This is a genomic window from Methylobacterium nigriterrae, assembly GCF_037106235.1.
Classification (GTDB): domain Bacteria; phylum Pseudomonadota; class Alphaproteobacteria; order Rhizobiales; family Beijerinckiaceae; genus Methylobacterium; species Methylobacterium nigriterrae.
The window spans coordinates 1-3960 of sequence record NZ_JBAWTG010000251.1 but is presented as its reverse complement, the minus strand read 5'-3'; the positions used below and the strand labels follow the sequence as shown (position 1 = coordinate 3960).

General features: G+C 63.4%; 6 protein-coding genes and 1 pseudogene. 1 reads left to right on the top strand and 6 read right to left on the bottom strand.

Features of this window, described 5'->3' with window-relative positions; all coding sequences use genetic code 11:
* The 4 genes and pseudogenes from WDW90_RS35495 to WDW90_RS35480 all read right to left on the bottom strand — a co-directional run.
* Positions 1-530: pseudogene (locus WDW90_RS35495) on the bottom strand (IS6 family transposase); the annotation flags it as partial.
* A 40-nt stretch (positions 531-570) separates the two neighbouring features.
* A complete protein-coding gene (locus WDW90_RS35490) occupies positions 571-834 on the bottom strand; it encodes a hypothetical protein (protein ID WP_336492439.1) in 264 nt (87 codons plus the stop codon).
* A 147-nt stretch (positions 835-981) separates the two neighbouring features.
* Positions 982-1227, bottom strand: coding sequence for a hypothetical protein (locus WDW90_RS35485; RefSeq protein WP_336492438.1), 246 nt, complete (start codon positions 1225-1227; stop codon positions 982-984).
* Positions 1228-1458: 231 nt separating this feature from the next.
* A complete protein-coding gene (locus tag WDW90_RS35480; protein WP_336492436.1) occupies positions 1459-1755 on the bottom strand; it encodes a hypothetical protein in 297 nt (98 codons plus the stop codon).
* Positions 1756-1837: 82 nt separating this feature from the next.
* Here WDW90_RS35480 and WDW90_RS35475 point away from each other — a divergent pair, with 82 nt between their 5' ends.
* The gene (locus WDW90_RS35475; protein WP_336492435.1) at positions 1838-1978 is read left to right on the top strand and encodes a hypothetical protein; all 141 of its coding nucleotides are present in this window, start codon (positions 1838-1840) and stop codon (positions 1976-1978) included.
* Between the two features lie 711 nt (positions 1979-2689).
* Here WDW90_RS35475 and ctrA read toward each other — a convergent pair.
* A complete protein-coding gene (gene ctrA, locus WDW90_RS35470; protein WP_336492434.1) occupies positions 2690-3388 on the bottom strand; it encodes a response regulator transcription factor CtrA in 699 nt (232 codons plus the stop codon).
* A 118-nt stretch (positions 3389-3506) separates the two neighbouring features.
* A complete protein-coding gene (locus tag WDW90_RS35465; RefSeq protein ID WP_336492440.1) occupies positions 3507-3941 on the bottom strand; it encodes a hypothetical protein in 435 nt (144 codons plus the stop codon).
* Positions 3942-3960 lie beyond the last annotated feature (19 nt).

The following is a 3960-nucleotide window of genomic DNA, read 5'->3' as shown; positions in this document are numbered from 1 at the left end:
CAGTGAGCCAGCAGCTGGTTCTGCTCGCAGATGGTCCACACGCCGGCAAAGCCGAAGCCCTTGCGCAGCCACAGCATGGCTTCAAACCCCTGGATCGTGTGCCGCGCCGTATGGAACGACCGGAAGCCTCCCACCCGCGGCATCGGCCGTTTGACCCGGAAGTGGTCGCTCTCGATCCCCTGCTGCAGGTGCTTGGTCAAGTAATGGGTCGGTACGCGCGGCAGCAGGCCCTCGTCTCGGCTCTCGGCGATCGCTGACGGGTAAGGACCAGCGCCATCCGTGCCGATGCGGTCAGGCGCCAGCAGCGGCTGATCCTGCAGTACCTTACGAAAGAAGCGCTTGGCCGCGTCCAGGTCCCGCTTGGCACTCAGCAGGAAGTCGACCGGCGAGCCGTGTGTGTCGATGGCCCGGTAGAGATACCGCCACTCACCCCGGACCCGCACGTATGTCTCATCCACCCGGATCGAGCCACAGTGCGGCTTGCGGAAGTGCCGCAATCGCTTCTCGATCAGCGGCGCGTAGGCGAGCAAGCGACCACGATGCCAACCATGATCGCTGCAGCAACCGGGTTCATCGCTTCTCGGGCCGCGCCAGCATGAGGGCGGTACGCACGGCAGCGCGGCGCGCGGACACGCCGGCCTGGCCGTGCTTCAGCGTCTTCACCGTGAAGGGATGAGCGGCGACGGCGGTACACAGGTCCAGCGCGAACTGATCGCCCAACGGATAGGCCGTCGTCTCGGGGGCAGACAAATAGGCGGTTACCGCCGCAGCGATGTCGGCATTGCTGATGAGACCTCGCGCAAGGAGGCTGGTGACGGTCAGGTTTTCAGCCATTGCGATGGACTACATGGGATCGCGGCGTCAGGCACGTGCCGCCCGGACAGGCCGGTTCCTGGACGCGCTCAAGCGGGCACTGGACCCCGCACCATGGCGCGGGTCCGACGCTGCCGAATGACTATGCGTGCATAGCATGGATCTGGATCAGGGCGAGGTGGCGTATACCCAGCCCGAGAGAGTGGTCGGCAGCGGCAAGCGCCGGATATCAAGGCCGCAGGAAGGCTTGTAGGTCTCGCCGTGGATCAAGCGGTTCAGGGCCGCCTCCGGCGTATCGCTGCAGCCGAGAGGTTCATCCTCGTAGACGACAACGAAACGCTGCGTATCAACAAAGCGCATCAGCTCAATCCGGAACGCACCCTGCTGGGTGTCGCAGAGCCAGTACCCGCTCATGATGAGCGTTCCTCCGATGTTTTGAGGAACAACGGGCTCTAATGTGTTTAGGTCCAGGAAGCAGCGATGACGGCGATCGGGCGACCTGCTTTCCTGTTTTGATCAGCAGCTGACACCTCCCCCTGGTACTCCCCCGTTGCTCCTGGCCAGCGGCGCACAGCGTTGAGACTTTGAGCGTGGGCAAGCGCACCTGTTGAGAAATGTTGAGGTTTCGGGCTCTTTTTGCGCCCCTTACCGCCACGGCGTCAGCACGCCCTCGGGCCCAAGCTCCTGCCGGATCGCTGCCATCTCTGCCGCGAGAGCCGCGCTGTCGGCATCCCGGGGCAGGGGCTCGCGTCCGCTCATCAGGGCGAGGTGGTGGATGGCGTCGTGAAGCTCGTCGTCAGTCAGATCGCTAGGCGCTGCCCATTGCGGAGCGGGTAGGGGACCGGCGCTGCGCCAGACCGGCGTGGTGCACGGGTCGTCCCGCTGGACCGTGGCAGCCCGGATCTCGGCCGCGTAGCGCTCGGCGGCATCCTCCTCGTCCATGCCGAAGACGTAGAAGTGTGTGGGCGAACCCCCCTGATGCGCTCAGCCGTTCTCACACTGTGAGCGACGAGAGGAGACGCGCGTGTCCTTTACCAAGGTGGTTCTGCCGCTCGCTGCGATGCTGGTGCTTGCCGCCTGTAACAGCGAGAAGACCGACAACAAGCGGACCAATGCGCCCGCGGACTCCACCACCACAACGAACCCCGCCAATCCGTCGAACTAAAACGCCCCGCAACCGTCCTCGCCCCCATCTCGCTGAAAACGATCGCCCACGCGACCGCGCTGCCGTGAGCACTGCAGCCTGATGGAGCAGGCCGCAGGACCGCAATTCGCAACAGCCATTCGCCGACTGGACGTTATGGAGCGGGACACCGACCGCGACATGCCAAGAGGGGAGCGCGCGCGGCCGGTGCTTGCCACCCCGTATCATCGCGTGCCAGGGCGCACGGTCATGCTGTGCCCCGGCGAGCGGCGCCAATATCCGTAGAAACCACGCGGGTTCCATAAGGCCGTTGTCGCGCGCGAGCCCTCGGGAGGTTCGCGTAAGCTGTATTATGGAATGCAATTCGTTGCATAATCAGCGCATAAAGACACAAGATTGCATGACTTCCTCTCGATCCATGCGATTGTGTGTATTGTGAGAATGTGTTCTTACAGTTTGTTGTCAATTCTATTGCTTATTCACAGGGTGCATATAATTTAAAACTCAAGTATTAATTATAATTATGATTAATAAAGTTTAATCACGGCTGTGCAAATGTCAAAATCTCCAAGGTAGCGCAGGGGCAGCGTCGCACGCACCGGCTCATGCCGATTTCGCCTGCTGCAGTCGCGTAGGTTGGCCTCGCAAAGCCGATGGCCTGTCCCGCCCTACATTCAAGCGGTCGACCCGCGATAGTAGGCGATCCCCGCGGCCGCAACTTGAGCCCAGGGCTCAGCCGGCCATGGCCTGCGATGCTTCTGGATCATGGAGGCCATAGCCGCGGCCCCAGACGGTCTGGATGTAGTTCTTGCCACCCGAAGCGTTGGCGAGCTTGCGGCGCATCTTGCAGATGAACACGTCGATGATCTTCAGCTCGGGCTCGTCCATGCCGCCGTAGAGGTGGTTGAGGAACATCTCCTTCGTGAGCGTCGTGCCCTTCCGGAGCGAGAGGAGTTCCAGCATCTGGTACTCCTTGCCGGTCAGGTGGACCCGCGAGCCCGAGACTTCGACGGTCTTCTGGTCGAGGTTCACGATCAGGTCGCCCGTGGTGATGACCGACTGGGCGTGGCCCTTCGAGCGTCGCACGATGGCGTGGATGCGGGCGACGAGCTCGTCCTTGTGGAAGGGCTTCGTCAGGTAGTCGTCGGCGCCGAAGCCGAGACCCTTCACCTTGTCCTCGATGCCGGCCATGCCGGAGAGAATCAGGATCGGCGTCTTGACCTTGGCGACGCGCAAGGAACGCAGCACCTCGTAGCCCGACATGTCGGGCAGGTTCAGGTCGAGCAGGATGATGTCGTAATCGTACAGCTTGCCGAGATCGACGCCCTCCTCACCGAGATCGGTGGTGTAGGTGTTGAAGTTCTCGGACTTCAGCATCAGCTCGATGCTCGCTGCGACCGACGTGTCATCCTCAACCAGCAGCACGCGCATCGGTAAGCTCCGGCAAAAGTTGACGAATCCTATCCGGATATCGGCAACAAACCATTAAGGCTTGACCGCAGCATACCGCAGGACCGGGGCGGATCCGCTGGGCGCCTTCGCGCTGGCCTTATGCGCCAGAGTACGGCCCACGGAACAGATCCCCCAGCGCCTTCCTCCGGAACAGGGTGAGCCACCGCCGCCGCCGGTGTTCGGGCCGATCGTGGAGCAGGTGACAGCGCTGGCAGAAGGCCGCGAGGTTGCGCTGGGCATTGTTGCTGGTGTCGTGATCGCGGTGGGCTGCGGCCAGCACCACCCGCGTCGTGCGCACCTGGCCGAGCACATCATCTGCGCCGACGGCCACGCAGACGATCCGTCCGCGCCCGTCGCGCCAGGCGGCAGCCTCGGCGTCCCACCAGCGGCCGTCGCCGAGGTGGAACACGCGCTGGCCGTGCGGGCGTGCGCAGACCTCACACTGGCCGCCGGCCCGACGGAAGCGGATCACGGCCGAGAGCTGAGGCCAGTCGATGGGATAGAAGAAGCGATGCTCGCGCCGGATCGGCATCGCACTCACCCCTGACCGC

What these genes read in the sequence shown, in the direction of transcription:
- WDW90_RS35490 (WP_336492439.1), bottom strand. Translation starts at nt 834, where the DNA reads ATGGCTGAAAACCTGACCGTCACCAGCCTCCTTGCGCGAGGTCTCATC.
- WDW90_RS35485 (WP_336492438.1), bottom strand. Translation starts at nt 1,227, where the DNA reads ATGAGCGGGTACTGGCTCTGCGACACCCAGCAGGGTGCGTTCCGGATT.
- WDW90_RS35480 (WP_336492436.1), bottom strand. Translation starts at nt 1,755, where the DNA reads ATGGACGAGGAGGATGCCGCCGAGCGCTACGCGGCCGAGATCCGGGCT.
- ctrA (WP_336492434.1), bottom strand. Translation starts at nt 3,388, where the DNA reads ATGCGCGTGCTGCTGGTTGAGGATGACACGTCGGTCGCAGCGAGCATC.
- WDW90_RS35465 (WP_336492440.1), bottom strand. Translation starts at nt 3,941, where the DNA reads ATGCCGATCCGGCGCGAGCATCGCTTCTTCTATCCCATCGACTGGCCT.